22 protein-coding genes are annotated in these 22348 nt (G+C 68.1%); 17 read left to right on the plus strand and 5 right to left on the minus strand.

Annotated elements, in window-relative coordinates; genetic code table 11:
• Nucleotides 1-414: 414 nt before the first annotated feature.
• The 3 genes from H4W80_RS27975 to H4W80_RS27985 all read left to right on the plus strand — a co-directional run bounded on the left by H4W80_RS27975 (nucleotide 415) and on the right by H4W80_RS27985 (nucleotide 5750).
• Nucleotides 415-2016, plus strand: coding sequence for a trypsin-like serine peptidase (locus tag H4W80_RS27975; protein WP_192787809.1), 1602 nt, complete (start codon nucleotides 415-417; stop codon nucleotides 2014-2016).
• Nucleotides 2017-2450: 434 nt separating this feature from the next.
• Entirely contained in the window at nucleotides 2451-4031 is a 1581-nt protein-coding gene (locus H4W80_RS27980; RefSeq protein WP_192787810.1) for a trypsin-like serine peptidase, read from the plus strand.
• A 174-nt stretch (nucleotides 4032-4205) separates the two neighbouring features.
• Entirely contained in the window at nucleotides 4206-5750 is a 1545-nt protein-coding gene (locus tag H4W80_RS27985; RefSeq protein ID WP_192787811.1) for a trypsin-like serine peptidase, read from the plus strand.
• Between the two features lie 49 nt (nucleotides 5751-5799).
• Here the strand turns inward: H4W80_RS27985 and H4W80_RS27990 are convergent, their stop codons facing one another.
• The gene (locus tag H4W80_RS27990) at nucleotides 5800-7023 is read right to left on the minus strand and encodes an NsdA family TPR-like regulatory protein (protein ID WP_318787090.1); all 1224 of its coding nucleotides are present in this window, start codon (nucleotides 7021-7023) and stop codon (nucleotides 5800-5802) included.
• Between the two features lie 291 nt (nucleotides 7024-7314).
• Nucleotides 7315-8529, minus strand: a complete 1215-nt coding sequence (locus H4W80_RS27995) for an NAD(P)-dependent malic enzyme (RefSeq protein WP_378526209.1) — start codon at nucleotides 8527-8529, stop codon at nucleotides 7315-7317.
• 260 nt (nucleotides 8530-8789) lie between these two features.
• On the opposite strand from H4W80_RS27995, the gene H4W80_RS28000 reads away from it, so the two are divergent.
• From H4W80_RS28000 to H4W80_RS28015, 4 genes are all read left to right on the plus strand, one after another.
• The gene (locus tag H4W80_RS28000; RefSeq protein WP_192787813.1) at nucleotides 8790-9647 is read left to right on the plus strand and encodes an ABC transporter substrate-binding protein; all 858 of its coding nucleotides are present in this window, start codon (nucleotides 8790-8792) and stop codon (nucleotides 9645-9647) included.
• A 3-nt stretch (nucleotides 9648-9650) separates the two neighbouring features.
• Nucleotides 9651-10478, plus strand: coding sequence for an amino acid ABC transporter permease (locus H4W80_RS28005; RefSeq protein ID WP_192787814.1), 828 nt, complete (start codon nucleotides 9651-9653; stop codon nucleotides 10476-10478).
• Nucleotides 10475-11218 carry an amino acid ABC transporter ATP-binding protein gene (locus H4W80_RS28010; protein WP_192787815.1) on the plus strand — a complete coding sequence of 248 codons (744 nt, stop codon included), beginning with the start codon at nucleotides 10475-10477 and terminating at the stop codon, nucleotides 11216-11218. The genes H4W80_RS28005 and H4W80_RS28010 overlap by 4 nt, the downstream gene beginning before the upstream one ends.
• Nucleotides 11219-11471: 253 nt before the next feature.
• Complete coding sequence (locus H4W80_RS28015) at nucleotides 11472-11897, plus strand: CGNR zinc finger domain-containing protein (protein WP_192787816.1); 426 nt, start codon at nucleotides 11472-11474, stop codon at nucleotides 11895-11897.
• Nucleotides 11898-11903: 6 nt separating this feature from the next.
• On the opposite strand, the gene H4W80_RS28020 is transcribed toward H4W80_RS28015, so the two are convergent.
• On the minus strand, nucleotides 11904-12269 hold the full coding sequence (locus tag H4W80_RS28020; protein WP_225963703.1) for a S24 family peptidase: 366 nt from the start codon (nucleotides 12267-12269) through the stop codon (nucleotides 11904-11906).
• Nucleotides 12270-12286: 17 nt separating this feature from the next.
• Between H4W80_RS28020 and sodN the strand changes: the two genes are divergently transcribed.
• From sodN to H4W80_RS28035, 3 genes are all read left to right on the plus strand, one after another.
• Complete coding sequence (sodN, locus tag H4W80_RS28025) at nucleotides 12287-12688, plus strand: superoxide dismutase, Ni (RefSeq protein WP_221519206.1); 402 nt, start codon at nucleotides 12287-12289, stop codon at nucleotides 12686-12688.
• A 127-nt stretch (nucleotides 12689-12815) separates the two neighbouring features.
• On the plus strand, nucleotides 12816-13241 hold the full coding sequence (locus H4W80_RS28030; protein ID WP_127936220.1) for an ATP-binding protein: 426 nt from the start codon (nucleotides 12816-12818) through the stop codon (nucleotides 13239-13241).
• 17 nt (nucleotides 13242-13258) lie between these two features.
• Complete coding sequence (locus tag H4W80_RS28035) at nucleotides 13259-14038, plus strand: RNA polymerase sigma factor SigF (protein WP_176573444.1); 780 nt, start codon at nucleotides 13259-13261, stop codon at nucleotides 14036-14038.
• Nucleotides 14039-14045: 7 nt separating this feature from the next.
• Here the strand turns inward: H4W80_RS28035 and H4W80_RS28040 are convergent, their stop codons facing one another.
• Nucleotides 14046-14429: a hypothetical protein gene (locus H4W80_RS28040; RefSeq protein WP_192787818.1), complete on the minus strand. Its 384-nt coding sequence runs from the start codon at nucleotides 14427-14429 to the stop codon at nucleotides 14046-14048.
• A gap of 88 nt (nucleotides 14430-14517) precedes the next feature.
• On the opposite strand from H4W80_RS28040, the gene H4W80_RS28045 reads away from it, so the two are divergent.
• Both H4W80_RS28045 and H4W80_RS28050 read left to right on the plus strand, forming a co-directional pair.
• Entirely contained in the window at nucleotides 14518-15477 is a 960-nt protein-coding gene (locus H4W80_RS28045) for a diacylglycerol/lipid kinase family protein (protein WP_192787819.1), read from the plus strand.
• Nucleotides 15478-15749: 272 nt separating this feature from the next.
• Entirely contained in the window at nucleotides 15750-16004 is a 255-nt protein-coding gene (locus tag H4W80_RS28050; protein WP_185068358.1) for a WhiB family transcriptional regulator, read from the plus strand.
• Nucleotides 16005-16246: 242 nt separating this feature from the next.
• On the opposite strand, the gene H4W80_RS28055 is transcribed toward H4W80_RS28050, so the two are convergent.
• The gene (locus H4W80_RS28055) at nucleotides 16247-17716 is read right to left on the minus strand and encodes a histidine kinase N-terminal domain-containing protein (protein WP_192787820.1); all 1470 of its coding nucleotides are present in this window, start codon (nucleotides 17714-17716) and stop codon (nucleotides 16247-16249) included.
• Between the two features lie 481 nt (nucleotides 17717-18197).
• Here H4W80_RS28055 and H4W80_RS28060 point away from each other — a divergent pair, with 481 nt between their 5' ends.
• From H4W80_RS28060 to H4W80_RS28080, 5 genes are all read left to right on the plus strand, one after another.
• A complete protein-coding gene (locus H4W80_RS28060; RefSeq protein ID WP_192787821.1) occupies nucleotides 18198-18917 on the plus strand; it encodes a GntR family transcriptional regulator in 720 nt (239 codons plus the stop codon).
• 40 nt (nucleotides 18918-18957) lie between these two features.
• Complete coding sequence (gene bioD, locus H4W80_RS28065) at nucleotides 18958-19668, plus strand: dethiobiotin synthase (RefSeq protein ID WP_192787822.1); 711 nt, start codon at nucleotides 18958-18960, stop codon at nucleotides 19666-19668.
• Nucleotides 19669-19745: 77 nt separating this feature from the next.
• A complete protein-coding gene (locus tag H4W80_RS28070; RefSeq protein ID WP_192787823.1) occupies nucleotides 19746-20909 on the plus strand; it encodes a sensor histidine kinase in 1164 nt (387 codons plus the stop codon).
• Nucleotides 20900-21556: a response regulator transcription factor gene (locus H4W80_RS28075; protein WP_192787824.1), complete on the plus strand. Its 657-nt coding sequence runs from the start codon at nucleotides 20900-20902 to the stop codon at nucleotides 21554-21556. The genes H4W80_RS28070 and H4W80_RS28075 overlap by 10 nt, the downstream gene beginning before the upstream one ends.
• Complete coding sequence (locus H4W80_RS28080; RefSeq protein WP_192787825.1) at nucleotides 21553-22332, plus strand: DUF4097 family beta strand repeat-containing protein; 780 nt, start codon at nucleotides 21553-21555, stop codon at nucleotides 22330-22332. The genes H4W80_RS28075 and H4W80_RS28080 overlap by 4 nt, the downstream gene beginning before the upstream one ends.
• Nucleotides 22333-22348: the final 16 nt, after the last annotated feature.

The following is a 22348-nucleotide window of genomic DNA, read 5'->3' on the forward strand; positions in this document are numbered from 1 at the left end:
GCTCGACAGCCGTCCTCGCCGCCCCTCCTCCCGGCGAGGACGGCCGTTTTTTGCCCTCTATAACCCGAACCTGAAGATCACCTGTGAGGATTGGACCGAGTTAGACGGATAAGGTGTCAATCCGGTTCCTGTGATCTAAGTCACGTTTCACCGACTACGGTACGTGGCGGGCCACTAACGACACTCCAGTCCCGTCAGCAATTACCCCGTCATACCCAGCGAAAACGTAACTATCCAATCACCGCGCGCAAAGATCTCTGACAGATAACAGCACGGTAACGGCGGTAGGGGCGCCTACCGGATCGCCCAAAGCGGGTTCCACCTGCGGAGATCACCACGCTATGTTCCTTGCTATCCCTTTACTGACGCATGGGACGCATGTTGCGACCCACGACAGAGCAAGGAGCAGTTCCCTTGAAGCGCATCCTCATCCCCGCCGGTGGTGCCATCGTGGCTACCGGCCTTCTGGCCGCCGGTCTGGCCGGCAACGCCCAGGCCGCCAGCGACGTCGCATCTGACCCGATGGCGACGAGTGCGGCGAACGCCAAGGCCATTGCCCAGTTCTGGGCCGACAACAACGGCGCTGCCCTCCGGGCCGCCAAGGAGTCCAACGTCTGGGACAAGGGCGACGTCGCCAAGCTGCAGAGCAAGGGCGGCTACAGCGCCGACACCAAGCCCGGCTCGACGGCGCCGATCGGCCAGGAAAAGAAGACGACCGTCAAGGTCCAGAACGTCAACATGCCGAAGACCATCGGCAAGGTGTTCTTCGTCAACAGCAAGGGCGAGAAGAAGTGGTGCTCCGCCACTTCGATCCAGTCCCAGTACCGCAACCTGGTCGCCACGGCCGGTCACTGCGTGTACGACACGGCGACCAACTCGGACGTCCTGTCCAAGTGGGTCTTCGTCCCCGGTTACTACCAGGGCAAGGCTCCGTGGGGCATCTACGTGGGTAAGCAGGCCTTCACCCACTACGACTTCGACGTGTACGAGGACTACGACCGCGACTACGCGTTCGTGACCGTGTACAACGGCGTGTCGCTCAGCGGCAAGACCAGCAAGGTCCTGCCGAGCGAGTACAAGGCGGCTGTCGCCAAGGGCGCCGTCGGGTACGTCAAGGAAACGACGATCACCAAGGAAGAGTTCGACGCCGGTTTCGACAAGTACGGTGAGTCTGGTCCGTACAAGTCGAAGGTCGTCGACCCCAAGGTCGAGACCGTTGCCAAGCCGAGCGACGTGACGAACGGCAACGTCGAGGACTACATCAAGGGCGAGGGCCCCACCAAGGGCATCCAGCTCACGAGTGCTGAGGTCTCCAAGAGCGTCTACGACGCCGCCCCCAGCGGCTTCGACAACGGCGCCAAGTTCGAGCGCCTGAGCACTGAGGTGCCCATCAGCAAGGAGGCCTACGACTCCCTGGTGGCGGCCAAGGGTGACGGCAAGTTCCTCGGCACCCTGCGTGTCGTGAAGAACTCGGCCGGCACCGAGACCGCGTGGTTCAAGACGCAGTACTACATCAAGAAGTGGATCAAGTCCACCGCTCAGGTGAAGTACTGGGTCGAGGACTACTACCTCGTCGACATCGCCGCCAAGGACAACGGTCGCCTCGGCGACAACGTCGGCGGCCAGGGCTTCGCGTGGAACCAGCCCACCGGCAAGCCCGTCCGCGTGTTCGGCTACCCGGCCGCCGCGCACCCCGACGGCAACAAGAACTACACCGGCGTGACTCCGAAGTGGTGCTACGGCAACACGACGAAGAAGCTGCAGGGTTCTGCCGCCAAGAAGATCGAGGAGCACGTGGCCCTCAAGTGCGCCTTCACCGAGGGCGCCGACGGTGGTCCGTGGCTGTACAAGTACAGCAACTCCAAGCGTCTCGGTTACCTGAACGGTGTCGTGAGCACCTTCAACGACCAGGACGGCAACGGCCGCGTGGACTACATCTCCTCGCCGTACTTCGACGGTGAGACCAACGTGGTCTACAAGGCCGCCGCGGCCTCGTGGTCCGGCAAGATTGTCTAAGGTGACGCAGAGCGACCGGTCCTAGACCGTTCGTATAACCGTTTCCCGCGAAGGGCCCGGCATTCGCCGGGCCCTTCTGCGTTCCCGTCCAAAAGTGAAGCCCGTTGGACGCATGGGGCGCTCATACGGTGCCATCAATCCAATGTGATCTGCATCACATAACCTATTCGACCGCGATCGAAGGCGCGCCAGAGCCCCGCCGACCGTGCTGACAACTCCCTTATGTTGATCAGGGCAAACGGTCTCAATGCCAGCTTTCCTCGACTCCTGCGCATCAGCCGTTTAAACATCACAGAACGGTCACGCCCGTCTTGTCGCATCTTTTCCTGTCAAAGCGGCTACCCGCGAGCAAGATCCACACTGTATGTTCCTGGCTATCCCTTTACTGACGCATGGGACGCAAGAGGCGTTCCACGACAGCGCAAGGAGTTACCGTGAAGCGCATCCTCCTCCCCGCCGGTGGCGCCATTCTGGCCACTGGCCTCCTGGCCGCCGGCCTGGCCACCACGGCCCAGGCTGACGACACCATCTCGTCCGACGTGCTGGCGAGCCAGCAGAAGGCGGCCGAGACCCTGGACTTCTGGACCAAGTCCAACTACGCGGCCCTCAAGCAGGCCGTTGCCTTCAACCCCGACGCGCTCGAGGTTCAGAAGATCTCCTCCGGTGGTGGCTATACCTCGGACACCAAGCCGGGTTCCACCGCCCCCATCGGCGAGGAGAAGAAGGCCGCCGTCAAGGTTCAGAACGTGAACCTGCCGAAGACCATCGGTAAGGTTTTCTTCGAGGGCCGTGACGGCAAGCTGTACTGGTGCTCCGGCACCTCGATCCAGTCGCAGTACCGCAACCTGGTCGCCACGGCCGGTCACTGCGTGTACGACATCGCCGGCAACGACGAGGTCGTGTCCCGCTGGGTCTTCGTCCCCGGTTACTACCAGGGCAAGGCTCCTTGGGGCGTGTACGTGGGTAAGCAGGCCTTCACCCACTACGACTTCGACGTCTACGAGGACTTCGACCGCGACTACGCCTTCGTCACCGTCTACGACGGCATCGGCGGCGTGCTCAACAAGGAGACCAAGGTCTCCCCGAGCGAGTACAAGGCGCACATCGCCAAGGGTGGCAAGGGTTACGTCAAGGAAACCCCCATCACCAAGGAAGAGTTCGCGGCCGGGTACGACAAGTACGGCGAGGCGGGCCCCTTCAAGTCCAAGCTGGCCGACCCCTCGGTCGAGACGGTCGCCATGCCGAAGGACGCTGCGGCGAAGATCGAGGACTACATCTCCAAGGGTGTCGACGGCGTCCAGCTGACCGGCGTCGAGGTCACCGAGGCGACGTACAAGGCTGCCCCGTCGGGTCTCGACAACGGCGCCAAGTTCGAGCGTCTGAGCACCGAGGTCCCCATCTCCAAGGAGGCCTACGACGCTCTCGTGGCCGCCAAGGGTGACGGCAAGTTCCTCGGCACCGTGCGGACCAACGACGCGAAGACGGCGTGGTTCAAGACGCAGTACTACGTCAAGAAGTGGGTCAAGACCACTGCTGTGATGAAGTACTGGGTCGAGGACTACTTCGTCGTCGAGAACGTGGTCAAGAGCGTTGGTCGCCTCGGCGACAACGTTGGTGGCCAGGGCTTCGCGTGGAACCAGGCTGCTGGTAGCGCCGTCCGTACCTTCGGCTACCCCTACGGCCCGCACCTGGACGGCAACAAGCCGTTCACCGGTGTGACGCCGAAGTGGTGCTACGGCAAGACCGCGAAGAAGGCTCTGCTCATCCCCTCGAAGAAGGTCGAGGAGCAGATCTCGCTGAAGTGCACCGTGACCGCCGGCTACGACGGTGGCCCCTGGCTGTCCAAGTACAGCAACGCCAAGCGTCTCGGCTACGTCAACGGTGTCACCAGCCTCATCGCGGACACCGACGGCAACAAGCGCTACGACACGATCACCTCGGCTTACTTCGACGGTGAGACCAACGTCGTCTACAAGGCCGCTGCGGCCTCGTGGAGCGGCAAGCTCATCCCGTAGTTCGCTGCGGATCGGAACGAAGACTTGTTCGTCGTTCTCCAGCAATACCGAAGGGCTCGGCATCCTGCCGGGCCCTTCGGCCTTTTTGCTGAGAAATCTGGCAATTCCCCTTACCAGAGTGACTAACGGGTCGATAGGGTCTTTACACGCCTTTTGACAACTGTGGAGCCTCCCGTGAAGCGCCTGCTCGTCCCCCTAGCCGCCGCCTGCCTGAGTGCCGCCGCGCTCGCCGTCCCAGCCACCGCCGCACCGAGCTGGGCCACCGACAATCTCCTGCCGAAGCCCGCCGACGCGTACGGTGCCGCGGACTTCTGGCTCGACTCCAACGGAGCCGCCCTGCGCAAGGCCACCCAGTACAACCTGGATGTCAAGAAAGTCTCCAAGCTGGTGTCGGGGGGCAGCAACGGCGCCCCTGACGGCAAGCCGGGCATGACCGGCCCGACCACCACCGCCAAGGCGACGGTGTCCAAGAACGTCAACCTGCCCAAGACCATCGGCAAGGTGTTCTTCCTCGACAAGTCCGGCAACTACCGCTGGTGCTCGGCGACGTCCATCCAGTCCAGGAACCGCAACCTGGTCGCCACCGCGGGCCACTGCGTCTTCGCGAACGGCAAGGACGACGTCTACGACAAGTGGATCTTCGTGCCCGGCTACTACCAGGGCAAGGCCCCCTGGGGTGTTTACGTGGGCGCCTACGCCTTCACCGCGTACGACCTGGACACCTACGACGACTACGACGGCGACTTCGCGTTCGTCGCGGTGCACAACGGCTTCACCCTGGCCGCCCGCAAGGAGGTCACCAGGAGCGAGTTCATCAAGTGGGGCGGTGACAAGTGGGTCGAGCACGAGGAGATCAAGAAGGACGAGTTCGACCTCAACTTCGCCAAGTACGGGCCGCTCGGGCCGTACTGGTCCAAGGACTTCGATCTCACGCCTGAGAAGGTCGGCCACGACTACACCGGAGCCAAGACCCTGACGAAGGTCGAGGTCACCAAGGCCGCCTACGAAGCCGCTCCCAAGGACACCGCCGACCGCGCGAACGGCGAGCAGTACGAGAAGGTCGAGCGGACCCCCATCTCCCTGGAGACCTACAAGAAGCTCGTGGCCGAGAAGTCCGACGGCAAGTTCCTCGGCTGGCTCGAGGTCGACAAGGACAAGAACGGCAACGAGATCGCCTGGTACGAGAGCCACTACTACCTCAAGCAGTGGGTCAAGACCGGCAAGACGATCCGCTACTTCCGTGACCACTACATCCTCGGCATCGCCAAGGACATGGGCCGGCTCGGTGACGTCGTCGGCGGGCAGGGCGTGGCCTGGAACCAGCCCCTCGGCCAGCAGGTGACCGCCTTCGGCTACCCCTCGGCCCCGCACCCCGACGGCGACCGCCCGTTCAGCGGTGTGACGCCGAAGTGGTGCTCCGGCAAGACCGCCACCAAGAGCTACCAGGTCAACACCTTCAGGGTCGAGACGCACCAGTTGCTCAAGTGCTCCATGACCGGCGGCGCCGACGGCGGCCCCTGGCTCATCAAGTACGACAACAACAAGCGCACCGGCTACGTCAACGGCGTGACCAGCCTGTTCCACGACAACGACGGCAACGGCCGGGTCGACTACATCAGCTCGGCGATCTTCGACGGTGAGGTGGCCGACGTGTACAACAAGGCCAACTACGCGGAGACCAAGAAGATCGTCGGCCCGAACGGCGAGCTTCTCCAGTAGACGGCAGCACGAAAACGGCCCGGGTGACCAGCACCCGGGCCGTTTCGCGTCATACCGGCGCGAGCTCCCGCGTCCGTTCGCGCAGCGCCAGCACGGCCCGCTCGTTCTTGTACGGCTCCAACCGCCGCCGCAGGTCGGCCGCGTACGACCGCGACCGGGTCGACTGCAGCTCCCCCGCCAGCGCGAAGGCGGTGCCCGCGACCGAGCACGCCTCCTCCAGCTCCCCGCACTGCAGCAGCCCGGCGGCCAGCAGCGAGAGGTTGAACATCCGCCCTCGGACGTAGCGGGAGTCCATGTCGAGCGAGCGCCGGGCCTGTCGCACGGCCCGCTCCCCCTCCCCCAGGTCACGGAAGCAGTGGGCGAACTTCGCCGACAGGTAGGCCTCGTCGAAGTAGCTGAGCCAGACGGGCTCGTCGTCGGGCTTGCGGGCGTCGAAGGCGCACTCCGCCTCGTGCAGGGCGACCCCGCAGGAGCGGACGTCGCCCAGACCGGCGTGGGCGTGGGCCTCCAGGACGTGCGCGGAGGCCAGGAGCGTGTGCACGCCGGCGCGGCGGGCCGCCAGCTGGGCGGACCGGGCCAGGTCGAGGGCGTGGGAGTGCTGGCCCATGTAGATGGCCTGGTGGGCCATGCCGGCCAGGATCTCGCCGCCCAGAGTGTGGTCGTCGGCGCTCCTGGCCAGGCGGAGCGCCTGGATGAGGTAGCGCTGGGCGAGACCGTGCTGCTCCATGTCGTACGCCATCCAGCCGGCCAGGCGGGTCAGCTCGGCGGCCGCGGCGGCCAGCCGGCGGCCGGTGGACTCGCCGTACAGGCCGTCCTTGAGCAGCGGCGAGACGGCGGTGTCCAGATATTTGACCACGGACGAGCGGACCCGGCCGCTGCCGAAACGGTTGTCGAGCTCACCGAACGATCGGGTGACCTCGTGGATGGCGGCGATGTCGGCGCGGCCCACCCGCCGCCCGCCCGTGCCGCTCAGCTGTCCCCCGGGTGGGGACGTCAGCCAGCGGATGGCTCCCACGGAGCCCGCTCCTATCGCGAAGGTGGAGTCGATCAGGAACCTCCGTCTCTCCACGTCGGCCCGCCATAGCGCAGTCACGGTCGCGACCCCCTCCTGCCACGTGTGCGTGAACTCCTGCCCGAGATCGAGGGGAGTGAGGATCGCCGGCATGCCCAGGTCTTCCGAGGTAACCGGTCGGCCCAGCCGCATCGCGAAGATCTCAGCGAGCAGGCCGGGCACCGGGTCACGCGGCCTCTGACCACCGATCCAGCGCAACACGGAGCTGTGGTCGTATTTGAGGCCCGGAGTGCCACGGGCGGCTCCCCAATCGTTCAGGCACCTGGCCAGTCCTTTGTGGGAGAAGCCCGCTTCCGCGATGAGTTGCTGAAGCAGTCGGTTCGGCTCGCGTTCCATCGCTCTCCTCGTCACAGGAGTTGGGCGCCCACACCTTACAGAGAGCTACTGTTATAGCACCTTGAGTAAAGGTTTTAGGGCAGTTCTCAAAGAGACCCCCAACTGCACGACGAAACGGGGGCCTCCGTGATCCACGGAGGCCCCCGTACGAAGAGGTCAGACGCGGGCGACGCCGTCCGCGCGGGCCTGGGCCGCGACCGCGGCGGTCACGGCGGGAGCGACGCGCTCGTCGAACGGGCTCGGGATGACGTACGTCGGCGAGAGGTCGTCGCCGACGACGCCGGCCAGCGCGTTGGCGGCGGCCACCTTCATGTTCTCGGTGATGGCGGACGCGCGCACGTCGAGGGCGCCCCTGAAGACGCCGGGGAAGGCCAGCACGTTGTTGATCTGGTTGGGGAAGTCGGAGCGGCCGGTGGCCACGACCTTGGCGTGCCGGGCGGCCGCCTCGGGGTGGACCTCGGGGGTGGGGTTGGACAGGGCGAAGACGATGGAGTCGGGCGCCATGGAGGCGATGGCCGCCTCGGACACGGTGGACCCGGACAGCCCGACGAACACGTCCGCGCCCGCGAGCGCGTCCTCCGTCGAGCCGGTGTGGCCGGCGCGGTTGGTGTCGCGGGCGAGGGCCTCCTTGACGGGGTTGAGCCCCTCGCGGCCCGCGTAGATCATGCCCTTGGAGTCGGCGACCGCGATGTCGCCGATGCCCGCCTCCAGGAGGATGCGGGAGACGGCGACGCCGGACGCGCCCGCGCCGGCCACGACGGCGCGCAGGTCGCCGAGCGAGCGCCCGGTCAGGCGGGCGGCGTTCTGGAGCGCGGCGAGCACCACGATGGCGGTGCCGTGCTGGTCGTCGTGGAAGACGGGGATGTCGAGCAACCCGCGGAGCCGGTCCTCGACCTCGAAGCAGCGCGGGGCGCTGATGTCCTCGAGGTTGATGCCGCCGAACGACGGCGCGAGGCGCACGACGGTCTCGACGAGGGCGTCGACGTCGGTGCAGTCGAGGCAGATGGGGACGGCGTCGACGTTCGCGAACTGCTTGAACAGCAGCGCCTTGCCCTCCATGACCGGCATGGCGGCCGAGGGGCCGATGTCGCCGAGGCCGAGCACGGCGGTGCCGTCGGAGACGACGGCGACCACGTTGGAGACCCAGGTGTAGTCGTTGACCAGCGCGGGCGTCTCGGCGATGGCGGTGCAGACCCGGGCGACGCCGGGCGTGTAGGCGAGGGAGAGGTCGTCCGCGTCGCGGACGGGAACGGTGGAGCGGACCTCGAGCTTGCCCCCGCGGTGCAGCGCGAAGGCCGGGTCGAGATCGAGTTTCTCGACGGAAACGGAAGCAGAAGCGGGCGTGACAGCCACAGCGACCCCTGTAGTCATCGGGAGCGGAAGAAACCTTCGGCGGGCGAGCGCGAGCGGGCTGGCCTCGGTAGCTGCCAGGATCCCCTCGTCGGTCGTCTCAGAGGGGTACGGGGGTCACCCGTCTCCCTATCGTGCCACATGGTGAGATGGAGTCGGTGTCAGTGCCGACGCCGTTCCGTTGACGCATCGTTAAATGTCTGATGACGGACCGGTGCGAAACCCCATTTAAACTGCACAAAACGCAAGTTTCCTGGCTTTTCACTTTGAGGAGGCCGTACATGGCCCTCAGTCCCAAGGGCCGCCGTGGCTATGCCGCCGGCGTGCTCGCGTTGACCGCCGCTGTGGCGCTGACCGCGTGCGGGAGCGGCGGCAACAGCTCGAGCTCCGCCACCACCAGCGCGAGCGCCTCCGCGGCCGGCGGCGTCCAGCTGGTGGCTCCTGGCAAGCTCACGGTCTGCACGAACATCCCGTACGAGCCGTTCCAGTTCAAGGACGCGAGCGGCAAGATCGTCGGGTTCGACGTGGACATCGTCGACCTGGTCGCGAAGAAGCTGGGCGTGACCCAGGAGATCGTGGACATCGACTTCGCCGTGATCAAGAGCGGTGCCGCCATGGCGGCGAAGAAGTGCGACCTGGCCGCCGCCGGCATGACGATCACGCCGGAGCGCAAGGCGAACATCGACTTCTCCGAGCCCTACTTCGACGCCACCCAGGCGTTGCTCGCCAAGAAGGGCACGGGGGCGACGTCGCTGGCCGACGTCAAGGCCAAGAACCTCAAGCTGGGCGCCCAGGCCAGCACCACGGGCCTCGACTACGTCAAGAAGCAGGGCTTCGACCCGACGGAGTACGCCGACTCCGCCAAGGAGCTGCTGGCCCTGCAGGCCGGCCAGGCCGACGTGATCGTCCAGGACCTCCCCGTGGTCCTCACCTGGCTGAAGAAGCCGGAGATCGCCGCGAAGTTCGAGCTGATCGGCAGCCTGGACACCGGCGAGCAGTACGGCCTCGGCCTGAAGAAGAACGCCGACCCGGTGCTGCTCAAGACGATCAATGAAGAGATCGCCAAGGCCAAGCAAGACGGCACCTACGAGAAGATCTACGTGAAGTGGTTCGGCAAGAAGCCCGGCGAGCTGGGCTGATCCATGGCCGACCAGCCGAAGACGGCTGAGCCCGCGCGCGCCGGGCTCAGCCCTCGGAAGAAGCAGCAGATCAGCCGCGGCATCCAATATGCCGTCCTGGTCGTCGTGCTCGTCCTCCTTGTCCTGTACGCGGACTGGGGCAGCCTCGCACAGAACTTCGCCAAGCCCGACGTGGCGAAGCAGACGCTGCCGGAACTGTTCACCATCGCGCTGCGCAACACGGTCATCTACACGGTCACCGGATTCGTCCTCGCCTTCCTCGTGGGACTGCTGCTCGCGCTCATGCGGCTGTCGCCGGTCCGGCCCTACCGGTGGATCGCGATCGTCTACATCGAGATCTTCCGTGGCCTGCCCGCGCTGCTGATCTTCATCATGATCACCTTCTTGCCACTGGCGCTGCCGGGCTTCGAGGTGCCTTTCGGTACATACGGCCAGGTCGCCCTCGGGCTCGGGGCGATCGGCGCGGCCTACCAGGCGGAGGTGTTCCGCGCGGGGCTGCAGGCCGTGCCCAAGGGGCAGGTCGAGGCCGCCAGATCGCTGGGCATGTCGGCCACCCGCGCCCAGTTCACCGTGGTGATCCCGCAAGCCCTCCGCATGGTCATCCCGCCGACCACCAACCAGTTCGTGGCCCTGCTCAAGGACTCCTCGCTGGTGCTGTTCCTCGGCGTGTCCAGCGAGTATGTCGAGCTCGCCAAGTTCGGCAACGACCTGGCCTCCCAGCACTCCAACGCCACGCCCATCATGGTCTCCGGTCTGACGTACCTGATCGTCACGATCCCGCTGGGATATCTGGCGACCCGGCTGGAGGGACGTAAGGGGAGGAACCGATGACGCACGCGATCGAGATCGCGGACCTGCACAAGCACTTCGGCAAGAACGAGGTGCTCAAGGGCATCCACATGACCGTCGACCCCGGCCAGGTGGTCTGCGTCATCGGCCCGTCGGGCTCCGGCAAGTCCACCCTGCTGCGCTGCGTGAACCTGCTGGAGGTGCCCACCAAGGGCAAGGTGTTCGTGGAGGGCGTCGAGCTCACCGACCCCGACGTGGACATCGACGCCGTACGCCGCCGCATCGGCATGGTCTTCCAGCAGTTCAACCTGTTCCCGCACATGACCGCGCTGCAGAACGTGATGATCGCCCAGCAGCGGGTGCTGAAGCGGGGCAAGAAGGAAGCCGAAGTCGTCGCCAGGGAGAACCTGGACAAAGTCGGTGTCGGCGCCAAGTGCGACGCCTACCCGGCGCAGCTTTCGGGCGGCCAGCAGCAGCGGGTGGCGATCGCCAGGGCGCTGGCCATGAACCCCGATCTGATGCTGTTCGACGAACCCACCTCGGCGCTCGACCCCGAGCTGGTGGGCGACGTGCTCACTGTCATGCGGAAGCTGGCGGAGGAGGGCATGACCATGCTCGTGGTCACCCATGAGATGGGGTTCGCGCGGCAGGTGGCCGACCGGGTGGTGTTCATGGACGGCGGCGTGATCGTCGAGGACGGCGAGCCGGCGCAGGTGATCGGCGACCCGCAGCAGGAACGCACGCGCGCCTTCCTCCACCGGGTCCTGCACCCCGAGGATTGAGGTCCGGCAGCACGGCGGGGCGCAGCCACCCGTACCCCCTTCCCAGGCCCGGTACGAAGCGCCCCGCCCACCGGACCCGGCACCGCCGCGCATCGCCCTGAAGCGCCGCCCCAACGCTCCGAAGCGCCGGGAAAAGCCCTCTCTACCCGGCGGCGCCGACAGCCCCGGAAGCGCCTTCTCAGCCGCGCCTGACCGCACTCCCCGCCGGAAGACCCGGCCCCGATCGGCGGGCCCCGTGATGTAATACACCCGCATGGACCTCACCTCTTACGCCGAGTGGGCCGTCCGGCTGGTCAACGACCCTGACCCGCCGCCGGAGCTGAGGCCGCTGCGCGCCGAGCTGGCCGCCGCCTTCGACGAGGCCGACGACGAACGGGCCGTGGCGGCGCGGCTCAACGCCCTGCTCGTGCGCTATCCCGTACGCCCCCAGCTCACCGACCACGACGGCGCGGGCTGGCACCTCCACCTGGCCGAGGACTCCGCCGCCGGCGCCGTGATGGGCCTGGCCGCGGTCGTGGCGGAGCTGGGCGCGGACCGGCTCGGCCGGTGCCAGGAGCAGCGCTGCGGGAAGGCGTTCCTGGACACCTCGTCCAACCGTTCGCGCCGCTACTGCTCCTCCCGCTGCGCCAGCCGCGCGAACGTCGCCGCCTTCCGCGCCCGCCGGCGCAACGGCTCCTGACGCCGCCTAACGCCGCCGCAGGAGGGGCCAGTAACGCAGCACGACCCGGCCCACGATGTCGTGGACCGGCCCGAAGTCCCAGCTGTCACGCCGCCCGCTGGCCCGCTGGTTGTCGCTCTCCAGCCACCATCCGTCCTGTCCGTGCCATTGCGCCCGTTTCACGATGAGCTGCTGGGGATCGCCGGGAAGTCTCGCCACCACGAGGTCTCCCGGGTGGACGGTGGCGCCCCGGCGTACGAGGAGCCAGTCGCCGGGAACCAGCGCGGGCCGCATCGAATCGCCCTCGACACGCACTCTCATGGGCTGTGACCCCCTACTCCGCAGGCGTTGGGACCCGAGTAAGGTCGGTTGTGGACCAAGCTGATTCAGCATCAAGGAAGGACTTTCTGATGCTCGCACGACTGCTACGACCCAAGCATGTCGCTTCCGCACACTGCGACCTGCCCTGTGGGGTCTACGACCCCGCCCAGGCCCGCATCGAGGCCGAGTCGGTCAAGGCGATCATGGAAAAGTACGCGGCCAACGAGGACGCGGTCTTCCGCGCCCGCGCGCTGACCATCAAGGAGGAGCGGGCCGAGCTGGTCAAGCACCACCTGTGGGTGCTGTGGACCGACTACTTCAAGCCGCCGCACCTGGAGCAGTACCCTCAGCTTCACCAGCTCTTCTGGGACGCCACCAAGCTCGCGGGCGCCGCCGGCGCCAAGGGCACGGTCGACGTCTCCAAGGCCGAGGACCTGCTGGGCAAGATCGACGAGATCTCCAAGATCTTCTGGGAGACCAAGGCCGCCTAAAACGGCACATAAGGCTCTGCACGGCAGCAGCCGTGCAGAGCCTTTTCCGTTGATGGCGAGTCTGAATCGTCCAAGCACCTCCCAGGGGCGGTAAGTTGCAGTTGGCGTCGGAAACGCGAGGAGGAACGTGACCGAGGAAACCGAGACGCGCGCGGAGGGCGTGGCCGGCATCCGCGACGTGGTGAGCATCAGGCTCCCCGCCGCCAGTGCCTACCTGTCTGTGCTGCGTACGGCTACCGCCGGGCTGGCGGCGCGGCTGGACTTCACGCTCGACGAGATCGAGGATCTGCGGATCGCGGTCGACGAGGCGTGCGCCATGCTGCTGAGCGAGGCGGTGCCCGGCACCGACCTCACCGCCGAGTTCGAGCTGACCGGGCATGAGATGCAGGTCAGGGTCGAAGTGGCCACGGTCGGCAGCTCCGCGCCCAAACGCGATGACTTCGCCTGGATGGTGCTGACCGCCTTGGCCGACGACGTCGACGCGGTGACCGACTCCCCAGATCGCATGGCTATCGTCCTGCGTAAGCGCCGAGGCGCAGCGAGGCCGGCGTGACGGAAAGGACTGGAGCCATGGCCACCAGCGAACACGCCGTGCCCGACCGGGTGCGTGCCCGCATGCTCTTCGCCGAGCTGGCCGAGCTGGGCCCCGAGGAGCCGCGCCGCCAGCGCATCAGAGACGAGCTGGTCGAGCTTCACCTTCCCCTGGTCGAATACCTGGCCCGCCGCTTTCGGAACAGGGGCGAGTGGCTCGACGACCTGACCCAGGTCGCCACCATCGGCCTGATCAAGTCCATCGACCGGTTCGACCTCAACCGCGGCGTGGAGTTCTCCACGTACGCCACGCCCACGATCGTCGGCGAGATCAAGCGCCATTTCCGCGACAAGGGCTGGGCGGTCCGCGTCCCGCGCCGGCTGCAGGAGCTGAAGCTCTCGCTGACCAAGGCGATAAGCGATCTCTCGCAGCGCGAGGGCCGCGCGCCGACGGTCGCCGAGCTGGCCTCCTACCTGAAGATGACCGAGGAGGAGGTGCTCGAGGGCCTCGAGTCGGCCAACGCCTACTCGACCGTGTCGCTCGACGCGCCCGACTCCGGCGACGACGACGCCCCCGCGGTGTCCGACTCGCTCGGCATCGTGGACGAGTCGCTCGAAGGCGTCGAATACCGCGAGTCGCTGAAACCGCTGCTCGAACGGCTGCCGCCGCGGGAGAAGCGCATCCTGTTGTTGCGCTTCTTCGGCAACATGACGCAGTCGCAGATCGCCACCGAGCTGGGCATCTCGCAGATGCACGTCTCGCGCCTGCTGGCCCGCACCCTCGCGCAGCTGCGCGAGGGTCTGACCGCCGAAGACTAGCCGGGGACTAGCCGTCTCCGTAGAGGGCGTGCGTGGTGGGCGGCGCCAGCAGCGTCGCCAACCCCGCCACCGCGATCACGATCAGCGGGATCCCGAGCTGGGGCTGGCCTGACTGGATGAGCGTGACGGAGATCGGCACCATGAAGATCTGCGTCAGGACGCCGGGCGAACGCCCCCACCGTTCCATCCTGAACAGCCCGCCCCACGCCACCCAGAGCAGCCCCGCTCCGACCAGCACGCCGAACGCCGACTCGGCGATGGCGGTGGTCAGGTTGGCCGGGGTGCTGATGAGGGTCTCCACGGCCACGAAGACGCCGAGCCCGAGCGCCACCAGGCCTTCCAGGGCGACGATGGCGGCGGCGATGACGAGGGTGACCGGACGACGATTCACGCCCGTACCCTACCCCTCGGGTCACCCGGTCCGAGAAATAGGACGTTCGGCCGATATCGCCCACAAGTCCAGCGGATACGCTGGCGATATGCGCGCCATGCTCTTGGTGAATCCCAAGGCCACCACCACGAACGCCCGTACGCGTGACGTGCTGATCCGCGCGCTCGGCGCGGCGGTGGAACTGTCGGTCGAGGAGACCCGCTACCGCGGGCACGCCGCGGCGCTGGCCGCCACCGCCCGGGCCAAGGGATACGACGTCGTGGCGGTGCTCGGCGGCGACGGGACGATCAACGAGACCGTGAACGGCCTGCTCAACCCGGTCAACGGCACCGACCACGTCCCGCCCGGCAGCGAGGGCCGGCCCGCGCTGGTCGTCATCCCCGGGGGCAGCGCGAACGTGTTCGCCCGCGCGCTGGGGCTGCCGAACGACCCGGTGGAGTCCACGGGCGCGGTGCTGGAGGCGATCAGGGACGGCCGGCGCAGGACCGTGGGTTTGGGGCAGGCCCTATGGGAGGGCCAGAGCCGCTACTTCACCTTCTGCTCCGGCATGGGCTACGACGCAGAGGTTGTACGGGCCGTGGAAGGCCTCAGGGGGACCGGCCGCAAAGCCACGCCTGCACGGTACGTGAACACCGCTCTACGGCACTATCTGGCCACGGACAAGCGCCATCCAGCGATGACCCTGACCGGTCCGGGGATACCGACGGCCCGCGGGCTGTTCATGGCGATCATCTCCAACACCTCGCCATGGACGTACGTCGGCAGCAGGCCCGTCCACCCGACCCCGTGGGCGAGCTTCGAGACCGGGCTCGACCTCCTCGGGCTGCGCCGGATGGGACCGACGTCACTCGTGCCATTGATCCGACAGATTCTCACGGAGAGTGACGCCCTTCCGGGCGGCCGGCACCTCGTGCAACTGCACGACGAGGCCGAGTTCACGCTCACCGCGGAACGCCCCGTGGCCTTCCAACTGGACGGGGACTACCTGGGCGAATACGAAACCGTGACGTTCCGGTCTACACCGAACGCGTTACAAGTTTTGGTCTAGGCGGTTACATTCGGTCATTGTGTGACGCATCCGACAGCCATAACACCCAAAACTTCCCGTCAACCCTCTTGCGTGCACTCAGCGTGGCTGACAGTCTCAAGACTGACGTCGGAACGTAGGACCTTTAACAACCCCAAGGTTCTCCGAGTGTCAGCGGGCAATCCCGGGTCCACACAGGTCCGGGGCATTGTTCGCGCGAGTTAGTGAAACTCTTCACAAAGTAGTAGCCGCACGGAGCCGACCAGAGGCTCCATCTACTAAGGAGTGGACGCATGGACTGGCGCCACCGAGCTGCCTGCCGTGACGTGGACCCCGAGCTGTTCTTCCCGATCGGCAACACCGGCCCGGCACTCATGCAGATCGAAGAAGCCAAGCAGGTCTGCCGTTCCTGCTCGGCCGTCGAAGCCTGCCTGAAGTGGGCGCTGGAGTCCGGGCAGGACGCCGGCGTCTGGGGCGGCCTCAGCGAGGACGAGCGCCGCGCTCTCAAGCGCCGCACCGCTCGCCACCGCGCCCGCCTCACCGCCTGACCCACCACCGTCATCTGATCTCCACCACCATCTGACCCCGCGTCGCCCGAGCCCCGATCGGCTCGCGCGCCGCCGCACTCCCCGCCCCGATGCGTCGCCGCCGACCGCCGCGCCACCCGCCGGAGGCGCCGGCCCCAAGCCGTCACCCCGGCCGACGCACCGCCGCCGTTCGACATGCCCGCACCCGACGCGCCGAGCCCCCGTACTCCCGTCGAACCCCGACGGACGCGTACGGACCGGGATCAGGCCGCCGGGAGCGGGATCGACAGCGTGACCTCCGTGCCCCCTTCGAGCCGCGGCTCGATCGAGAGCCTGCCGGAAAGCTCCCCCTCGACCAGCGTGCGGACGATCTGCAGCCCCAGGCTGGTGGAGGTGTCGAGGTCGAAGCCGGTTGGAAGCCCGCGGCCGTCGTCCCACACCGTGACGTTCAGCCGGTCGGGCTCGGGTTCGACCACCACTTCGAGCCGCTTGGGCCGCCCGTGCTGCATCGCGTTCTGCAACAGCTCGGTCAGCGCCATGGCCAGCGGCGTGGCGATGAGCGAGGGCAGCACGCCGAAGCCCCCGACGCGGCGCGGCGTGACGGCCACCTCCGCGGCCGACACCTCCCCCGCCATCGCGAACACCCGGTCGGCGATCTCGTCGAAGTCCACGAACTCCTCGGGTGCGTGGGACAGCGTCTCGTGCACGATCGCGATCGACCCGACCCGGCGCACCGCCTCCTCCAGCGCCTCCCGGCCCTCCGGCACCTGCAGGCGCCTGGCCTGCAGGCGCAGCAGCGCGGCCACGGTCTGCAGGTTGTTCTTCACCCGGTGGTGGATCTCGCGGATCGTGGCGTCCTTGGTCATCAGCTCGCGCTCGCGGCGGCGCAGCTCCGTCACGTCCCTGATGAGCACGAGCGCGCCGATGCGGCCGCCGCCGACGATCAGCGGGATGGCCCTGAGCTGCACGATCGTGCCGCCCGACTCGACCTCGGTCTCCTTGGCCGCGCGCCCGCTGGCCACGATCATGAGATCTTCGTTGATCGGCTCGTCGGAGTAGCAGAGCGTCGCGGTGACCCGGCCCAGCTCGGCCCCGACCAGGTCGGCGTGCAGGCCGAGCCGCCGGTAGGCGGACAGGGCGTTCGGCGAGGCGTAGGTGACGCGCCCGGCCCGGTCGAGGCGCAGCAGGCCGTCGCCGACGCGCGGCGAGCGCACCAGGATCGGCTCCTCGCCCGAGAACGGGAAGCGGCCCTCGGCCACCATCTGCGCCAGGTCGGAGGCGCTCTGGAGGTAGGTCAGCTCCAGGCGCGACGGGGTGCGGGCGGAGGAGAGGTTCGTGGAGCGCTGGATCACGGCCAGGAACCGGCCCTCGCCGCCGTCGACGGTCCGCCGCACGGGGATGGTCTCCTCGCGCACCGGGACGCCCGTGGACCAGTCGGGATCGCCCTCGCGGCAGATGCGCCGCTCGTTCCAGGCGGTGTCGATGAGGTGGCGCTCGCCCTTGGCGGCGACGCTGCCGACGATGTCGTCGTGGTAGACGGTGGGGCCGGTGGTCGGGCGCATCTGCGCGATCGCGATCCAGCCGCTCTCCCCCAGCAGCGGCGCCCACAGGATGAGATCGGCGAACGACAGGTCGGCCAGCAGCTGCCAGTCGGAGACCAGCGAGTGCAGCCAGTCGAGATCCGCCTCGTCGAGGGCGGTGTGGCGGGCTACGAGGTCGCTGAGAGTCGGCACAGGTGCATCATGCGTGCTTTCCCCCGCAAGAACCAAACCGGCTCCCTGGTTGAATGCGCGCCCGGATACCCGGGCAGGACTCCGCACGGCACGGCCGCACACCCGCTCGTCCGCACAGTGACGACAGATACGGCATCGTCCACCCAACTCGACATATCGGGAATCTCATATTGTGAGAACCGTCACACCACGGGAGCTGCTCGAACCGCAGACGGGACGAGTCGGAGGTGATCGGCACGGGCAGGTGGCTCCGCCTCGACACGGATCACGGACCGGCCTCGGTTGCGATCGCGCACGCCGCTGTGGATATCCTTCACAATCAGCCTGAGCTGCCCGGATCCGTGCGAGCCGGCTACCGTGCCCGTCCGGTGCCGGTCGGCCGCCACAGCCCGCGGTTGACCGCTCGGGCTGATGTGAGTTCCGATGATCTCGCGGTGATCAGACACGCCTTCACCGCCGTGGCAGAAGTGAAGGTGAGAGCGTGACGGACGACAGCCCCCGCGTACCGAAGTACTACGACGTCAAACGCAGCCTGCTCGAGCTCACGAAGACCCTGTCCCCGGGCACGGCGCTGCCGCCGGAACGCACGCTCGCCGTACAGTTCGAGACCTCCCGCACCACGGTCAGGCAGGCGCTGACCGAGCTCGTGGTGGAGGGCCGGCTGCTGCGCATCCAGGGCAAGGGCACCTTCGTGGCCCAGCCGAAGGTGGCGCAGGTGCTGCAGCTCACCTCGTACATCGGCGACCTGCGCACGGCGGGCCTGGAGCCGGACACCAAAATACTCGAGATCGGCTACATCACCGCCGACGAGGCCCTGGCCAGGCGCCTGGCCATCAACCCGGGCGGCCGGGTGCTGCGCATCCACCGCCTGCGGCTGGCCAACGGCGAGCCGGTCTCCATCGACACCACCCACCTGTCCGCCCGCCGCTTCCCCCGGCTGCGGCGCGAGCTCGAGGTGCACGCGTCCCTGTACGAGACGCTGCACAACGCCTACAACGTCAGGCTCACGGACGCCGAGGAGATCATCGAGACCGTCCTGGCGACTCCGTACGACGCCAAGGCCCTCGGCGTCGACGTCGGACTCCCCATGCTCCTCCTCACCCGCCACGCCTTCGACGCCGACGGCAACCCCGTCGAGTGGGCCCAGTCCCTCTACCGCGGCGACCGGTACAAGTTCGTCACCCGCCTGCGGCGCCCCTGACCGAACCGGTCCGGCCCCGCACCACATCTAGGCTGGTCATGTGAGTGTTCTCGTGGTCACAGGGACCGACGCCGGGGTCGGCAAGACCGTCGTGACGGCGGCGCTCGCGGTGCTGGCCAGGCGGCGCGGGGCCTCCGTGGCCGTGGTGAAGGCCGCGCAGACCGGGGTCGCGCCCGGACAGGCCGGGGACATGGATCGGGTGATCCGGATGTCCGGCGCCGGCACGACCTTCGAGGTGCGGCGCTTCGCCGAGCCGCTGCCGCCCGCCGCCGCCGCCCGCGTCGCCGGGGTGCCGCCCGTGTCGCTGGCCGAGGTGGGGCAGCTCGTACGGGAGCTCGCCGAGAGCAACCGGATGGTGGTCGTGGAGGGCACCGGAGGGTTGCTGGAGCGGTTCGACGAGGACGGCGGGACCATCGGGGACCTCGCCCGGTCCCTGAGCGCGCAGGTGCTCGTCGTCGTCAGGCCCGGACGGGGCGCGGTGAACCACACCGCGCTCACGCTGGAGGCGATGGCCAATCGAGGGCTCGAGCCGACGGGGATCGTCATCGGGCGCTGGCCCGGTGAGCCCGGGATCGTCGAGCGCAGTTGCGTGTGCGACCTGGAGATGCTGGCCGCGCGGCCGCTGGCCGGGGTGCTGCCCGAAGGGGCCGGGGAGCTGGGCGGGGAGGAGTTCGCCGAGGTGGCGCGGAGAGGGCTGGGTGTGATGCTGGGCGGCTCGTTCGACCCCGCCGGATTCAAGGCGACGCTTTGAGGGTGGGGAAAACCCCACCCTTCATCAGCACACCAGGGCTATTTCGCGTCTCACCCGCTGCTCAATACCGTTGAGCCATGAAAGTCCCCCGTCCGTGGTCGGCGCGGGCGTGGCTCGACACGGCCCACGTGATGATCGGTCTCCCGGTCGCCGTGCTGCTCGGCGGGCTGACGCTCGTCCTGCTCGTGTGGCCGCGCCTGCTGATGCGGAGCGTGCCGCTGTTCACGAGGGTGCAGCGCTCCAGGTTCGAGGCGTTCCTGGGTGCGCGCATCCCGCCCGTACGCTCCCCGAGCAGCTGGCGCAGCGCGGCCACGCGGCGGCAGATCGGCTACCACCTGCTGTCGCCGTTCGTGGGGTTCGCGGCCGCGGTGCTGGTGGGGCTGGCGTGGGGAGGGGCGATCGTGGGGCTGATGTCGTACCTGCCGCAGAGGTTGCAGCCGCCGCCGATGGAGTTCGAGGAGTTCGACCTCAGGGACGGCAAGGTCGTGGCGATCTACCTGGCGATCGGGCTCGTGCTCCTGCTGCTCGCGCCGGTGCTGGCGCGCGGCATGGCGGCGCTGGACCTTTCGGTGGCGCGTACGATGCTCGGGCCCAGCCGTTCGGAGCTGGGCCAGCGGATCGAGACGCTGACGGAGAGCCGGGCCGGGGTGATCGACGCGGCCGACGCCGAGCGCCGCAGGATCGAGCGCGATCTGCACGACGGCGCCCAGCAGCGGCTGGTCTCCCTCGCCATGAACCTCGGCCTGGCCAGGGCCACCCTGACCGACCTGCCCGAGCCGGCCCGCGAGGCCATCGAGCAGGCGCACGAGGAGGCCAAGCAGGCGCTCAAGGAGCTGCGCGACTTCGTACGCGGCCTGCATCCGGCCGTGCTGAACGACCAGGGCCTGGACGCGGCGCTGTCCGGCGTGGCCGCCCGCGCGCCGTTCCCCGTCAAACTCCACGTCGACATCGAACGGCGTGCCACTCCGACCATCGAGGCGGTGGCGTTCTTCATCGTGTCCGAAGCACTGACCAACATCGCCAAGCACGCGGCGGCCACCAGGGCCGAGGTGAGCGTGCGGCGCGAGCGCGAGCGCCTGCACGTGCTCGTGTACGACGACGGCTGCGGCGGAGCCCGGCTGGACGGCGGCACGGGGCTGCGCGGCCTGGCCCAGCGGATCGACTCGGTGGACGGGTCGCTGCGGCTGTCCAGCCCGCTGGGCGGCCCAACGACGATCGAGGTGGACCTGCCGTGCGAGTAGTGCTCGCGGAGGATTCCGTACTGCTGCGCGAGGGGCTGATCAGGCTCCTGGACGCCTCCGGCATGGAGGTGGTGGCGGCCGTGGACGAGGCCGAAGGGCTGCTGCGGGCGGCCGCGGAGCACAAGCCCGAGCTGGTCATCACGGACGTCAGGATGCCGCCCACGCACACCGACGAGGGCCTGCGGGCCGCGCTCGTGCTGCGCCGCCAGCAGCCGGGCCTGGCCGTCCTGGTGCTCTCGCAGTACGTGGAGGAGCGCTACGCCGCCCAGCTCCTCGCCTCGGCCGCGACGGGCGGGGTCGGCTACCTGCTCAAGGACCGGGTGGCGGACGTGACGGAGTTCATCGACGCGCTGCGCAGGGTGGCGGCCGGCGGCACCGCGCTCGACCCCGAGGTCGTGGCCCAGCTCCTGGTGCGCGGCAACAGCGACCCGCTCGAACGGCTCACGCCCAGGGAGCACGAGGTGCTCAGGCTGATGGCCGAGGGCCGTTCCAACGCCGGCATCGGCCAGTCCCTGGTGCTCAGCGAGGGGGCGGTCGGAAAGCACATCGGCAACATCTTCAGCAAGCTCGACCTGTCGCCGGCCGAGGGCGACCACCGGCGCGTGCTCGCCGTCCTGCAGTTCCTCAAGATCAGGAGCCTGCCGTGAGAGCCGCCTGGCTGGCGGCGGGCGCGCTGGCGACCGCGATCGCGCTGCTGCTCTCCACCGCGGGGCTCTGGCGCGGGTTCGCGCGGGCCAGCATGCCGGAGGAGCACACGCAGAGGTCCATCGCCTTCGAGCACAAGAACGTCCGCATCAAGGCGGGCAAAGGCACCCAGGTCGACCTGACCATCCGGCCGGGCAGGGCCGGCGAGCTGCTCATCTGGAGGGCGCTGCGCTGGTCGAGGGACCGGCCGACCATCACCGAGGACTGGGACGTCCGTTCCGACACCCTGCGGCTCGACGCCGTCTGCCCCGGCGAGGAGCAGCCGGACGGCCCCCTCTGCTGGGCCGACTACGTGATCTACGTGCCGCCGGAGACCGACGTCGAGGCCGGCACGGGCAAGGGCCGGCTCAACGTCAACGATCTGTTCGGCAAGGTCCGTCTGTCCTCCGTCGCCGGCGACGTCCAGGTCAACAACCTGTCCGGCACCCTCTGGGCCAGGAGCGGCACGGGCAACGTCAATGCCGGTGATCTCGACGTCGAGGCGGCCGACGTGGAGATCGGCTCGGGGGACGTCGACCTGTCGTTCGTCAGCGCCCCCACGACCGTCAACGCGGTGGTGCGTACGGCGGGCAACGTCACCCTGGACCTACCGAAGACGATCTACCACGTGACGGCGGAAGGGGCCAACACCAACGTCGACGTCGATCAGGACCCCGCGTCACCGCGGAAGGTCGTCGTGCGGGCGCCGAAGGGCACGGTGTCGCTCTGCTGCGACTGAAGATCCTTAAGATCTG

Source organism: Nonomuraea angiospora, assembly GCF_014873145.1.
GTDB classification, from domain to species: domain Bacteria; phylum Actinomycetota; class Actinomycetes; order Streptosporangiales; family Streptosporangiaceae; genus Nonomuraea; species Nonomuraea angiospora.

Bases quoted from the DNA above. Each gene is read 5' to 3' on its own strand.
- H4W80_RS27995 (WP_378526209.1), bottom strand. From the start codon at position 8,529: ATGACTACAGGGGTCGCTGTGGCTGTCACGCCCGCTTCTGCTTCCGTT.
- H4W80_RS28000 (WP_192787813.1), top strand. From the start codon at position 8,790: ATGGCCCTCAGTCCCAAGGGCCGCCGTGGCTATGCCGCCGGCGTGCTC.
- H4W80_RS28005 (WP_192787814.1), top strand. From the start codon at position 9,651: ATGGCCGACCAGCCGAAGACGGCTGAGCCCGCGCGCGCCGGGCTCAGC.
- H4W80_RS28010 (WP_192787815.1), top strand. From the start codon at position 10,475: ATGACGCACGCGATCGAGATCGCGGACCTGCACAAGCACTTCGGCAAG.
- H4W80_RS28015 (WP_192787816.1), top strand. From the start codon at position 11,472: ATGGACCTCACCTCTTACGCCGAGTGGGCCGTCCGGCTGGTCAACGAC.
- H4W80_RS28020 (WP_225963703.1), bottom strand. From the start codon at position 12,269: ATGCTGAATCAGCTTGGTCCACAACCGACCTTACTCGGGTCCCAACGC.
- sodN (WP_221519206.1), top strand. From the start codon at position 12,287: ATGCTCGCACGACTGCTACGACCCAAGCATGTCGCTTCCGCACACTGC.
- H4W80_RS28035 (WP_176573444.1), top strand. From the start codon at position 13,259: ATGGCCACCAGCGAACACGCCGTGCCCGACCGGGTGCGTGCCCGCATG.
- H4W80_RS28045 (WP_192787819.1), top strand. From the start codon at position 14,518: ATGCGCGCCATGCTCTTGGTGAATCCCAAGGCCACCACCACGAACGCC.
- H4W80_RS28050 (WP_185068358.1), top strand. From the start codon at position 15,750: ATGGACTGGCGCCACCGAGCTGCCTGCCGTGACGTGGACCCCGAGCTG.
- H4W80_RS28070 (WP_192787823.1), top strand. From the start codon at position 19,746: ATGAAAGTCCCCCGTCCGTGGTCGGCGCGGGCGTGGCTCGACACGGCC.